The following is a 3222-nucleotide window of genomic DNA, read 5'->3' as shown; positions in this document are numbered from 1 at the left end:
GCGGCTGCTGGCTGAGGGAAGTGGGCACTACCAATAAGGTGTATCTTAGCGACTACGAGACCGCTATTGGCGAGGAAACAGCCTTGCTTTTGAAGGTACACACCAGCAATTATCGCATCTGCGGCTTTACCGAGACAGTATCGGCCGCCCAGCTGGTGACCTTAGGCCGAAAATACCATCTCCCTGTTTTGGAAGATTTGGGCAGCGGGGTGCTGGTGGATCTTAGCACCATCGGCCTGGAGAAAGAACCGCCGGTTCCGGAAAGCATTGCCGCCGGGGTGGATGTGGTAACTTTCAGCGGTGATAAGCTGCTGGGCGGAGCCCAGGCAGGAATTATCGTCGGTAAGAAAAAATACCTGGATCAAATAAAACGTCACCCTCTGGCCCGGGCGGTGCGGGTGGGCAAATTGACCCTGGCTGCGCTGGAAGCCACGCTGCATCTGTATCTGGATCCGGAGCGGGTGTGGGAGCGGGTCCCTACGCTGCGGGCCCTGCGCCAAGACCAGGACAGCATCAGAATCCGGGCTCAGCGGTTGGCAGAGGATATTGCCCAGCGGTGTGACGGCCTCACGGCCACGGTGGATCCAGGCACGTCCGAAGTTGGTGGCGGCTCACTGCCGCTCACCCGGCTCCCCACCTTCCTAGTGGCCATCACAGCCGATGAGCTCTCGGCTCAAGAGCTGGCCAACAGACTACGGCAGGGGAGCCCACCGGTGGTGGCTCGTATTGCCAATGAACAAGTACTGCTTGATCTGCGGACAGTGGCGCCACCGGAAGAAGACCAACTACTGGCAGCTCTGGCCGCAGCAGCAGAACGGGGGAGGTAAACGGTGCCGGCGCGCGTATATATACTGGAAGTCGTTATTTTGGGTCCCATGGCCTTTCGGGTCTTTCAGTTGTTAGCTGAAAAGCTCAGCCCCTGGCTGTTTGGGCCGCTGGTTTTTATGCTGACCCTGCTGGCCGGCGATCTTATCCTGGTTGTTTTGTGGCGGGAGCGAGCCGCTCCCTATCTTGATGATGTTTTGACCGACACGCTCATGTTTGGCGTCCTCGGTCTGTTGGCAGCTGTAGTTTTCCAAGCAGCCGAGCTGTATCTGGAAGTACAGCCGAACCTGGGTCTAATAGCGGTACTTATTTTTTTGTTGTTCCTAAGTATCACGGAAAATAGTCGGCGTCAGCCTAGATTGTAAGGAGAGTGCCCCAACCATGAAGCACATTATTATCGGCACAGCCGGCCATGTAGATCACGGCAAGACAACCTTAATCGAAGCTCTTACCGGGCGCGATACGGATCGTCTACGAGAAGAGAAAGAACGCGGTATTTCCATTGAGTTAGGCTTTGCCCCGTTTGATTTGCCCAGCGGACGTAGGGCCGGGGTGGTGGATGTGCCTGGCCACGAGCGGTTCATCAAGCACATGCTGGCCGGGGTGGGTGGCTTCGACCTGGTGTTGTTGGTGGTGGCAGCCGACGAGGGAGTTATGCCCCAGACCCGTGAGCACCTGGATATTCTGGAACTAAGCGGGGTCACAAACGGTCTCATTGTGCTCAACAAAGCTGATTTAGTTGATGCCGACTGGTTGGAGCTGGTGGAGGAAGATGTACACACAGCTGTCCAAGGAACCTTTCTGGAGCAGGCGCCCATATATTGTGTTTCAGCTCTAACCGGACAAGGCATACCGGAACTGCTTCAAGCCATCGATGCAGCCACTGATGCCGTCATTGAGCGCGAGTCCGGCGGACCGTTTCGGCTACCGGTGGACCGTGTGTTTACTATCCCGGGTTTCGGCACCGTGGTTACCGGTACCTTAATTTCCGGGACCGTGCACCTGGGTGAGCAGGCCATGGTTTACCCACGGGAGCTGGAGGCCCGCATCCGGCAGATTGAGATCCATGATCAAAAAACTGCCGCTGCTTCCGCCGGGCAACGAGTCGCCCTGAATTTAGCCGGGTTGGGAACAGAAGAAGTGGAGCGGGGGGCGGTGGTAGCCACGCCCGGCTCCCTCACCCCCTCTACCGCCATCGACGCTCGCCTGCTGGTATTAGCCCACAGCCCACATCCGGTGGAACATTATCAGCGCCTGCGGCTGCACACCGGCACAGCCGAGATTCTAGGCCGGGTCTACCTGTTGGAGGGGGACGAAATACCGCCGGGAGAATCAGCTCTGGTGCAATTTAGGCTAGAAGAAGAGGTGGCTCTTCGGCGCGGCGACCGGTTTGTAATCCGTACTTATTCGCCGGCCACCACTATCGGCGGCGGCGTGGTGCTTATACCGGTGGCGTCCAGACACAAGCGACTGGATCCGAAGGTCTTGACCGAACTGAGACAAAAAGAAAAAGGAGCCCCTGAAGATCTGGTGGCCCATGCTTTAGTAGCTGCCGGCATGGCCCTGAGGACCACCGCCGAACTGGCTCGAGCCGCCGGCGTTTCCCTGGAACAGACTGAAGCGGCGCTGAGCAAATTATCTGCTGCCGGAACAGCGGCATCCCTTACGGTGGAAGGGAATATATATTATCTGGACGGGGAAACTTTTCGGCAGACACTGGAGCGAGTGCAGGCGGCCCTGGCTGCTTATCATCAGAAGTATCCCCTCCGAGCCGGAGCGCCCCTGGAGGAAGTCCGGGCCCGTTTCTTCCCGGAGGTTTCCTCCCGGTTTCTAGTGCCACTGCTTAACCTTCCCTTAGCCGCTGCCCTGGTAAATGAAGGGGATCGTATTCGTCTGGCCGCTCATACCGTCCGGTTTTCCCCGGAACAGGAACAAGCCGCCCAGGTCCTAGTCCGTGAGCTCGAAGCCCAGCCTTTTAGCCCACCGGCCCTGGGTGACATCATCGCCCAGCACAAACTTAAGGTAGAGGCGAAAGAGCTGATCGCCGCCCTGCTGGAAGGCGGCCGGCTGGTTCAAGTAGCCGACGACATCATTTTTGCCCCCAGCGCCTACGAACAAGCAAGGCAAAGAGTAATCGACTTTGTCAAGGCCAACGGGAGCATAACCGTGGCCGAGCTCCGGGATCTGCTCAACACTTCCCGCCGCTACGCCTTGCCGCTGCTGGAGTACCTGGATGCCAAACGCATTACCCGCCGAGTAGGCGACAAACGGATCCTGGGCCCGGCCGGCAATGAAATCAGATAGCCGATTCAGTTGGCGGCTGGGAGGAAAATACAGCCAACTCTATACAGACGGGACCTACGTCGAGGTGGTAGCGCCGAGTTCAAGCTAACCGGC

Annotated in this window: 3 protein-coding genes; all 3 read left to right on the top strand. The window is 58.0% G+C overall.

The genetic code is table 11. From position 1 onward, the window contains the following. Positions 1-827, top strand: an 827-nt coding sequence (gene selA / locus GX016_07895) for an L-seryl-tRNA(Sec) selenium transferase (GenBank protein ID HHT71480.1), incomplete at its 5' end; no start/stop codon positions are given. Positions 828-830: 3 nt separating this feature from the next. After that, positions 831-1190 carry a hypothetical protein gene (locus tag GX016_07890; protein HHT71479.1) on the top strand — a complete coding sequence of 120 codons (360 nt, stop codon included), beginning with the start codon at positions 831-833 and terminating at the stop codon, positions 1188-1190. 16 nt (positions 1191-1206) lie between these two features. Next, on the top strand, positions 1207-3129 hold the full coding sequence (gene selB / locus GX016_07885; protein ID HHT71478.1) for a selenocysteine-specific translation elongation factor: 1923 nt from the start codon (positions 1207-1209) through the stop codon (positions 3127-3129). Positions 3130-3222: the final 93 nt, after the last annotated feature.

This window comes from Bacillota bacterium, from assembly GCA_012837285.1.
Taxonomy (GTDB): Bacteria; Bacillota; DTU030; order DUMP01; family DUMP01; genus DUNI01.
Note: the sequence above shows the minus strand (reverse complement) of the source record. Positions and strands in the feature narration are given on the sequence as shown.

Coding starts and splice junctions, on each gene's coding strand:
- selB (HHT71478.1), top strand. CDS start 1,207: ATGAAGCACATTATTATCGGCACAGCCGGCCATGTAGATCACGGCAAG.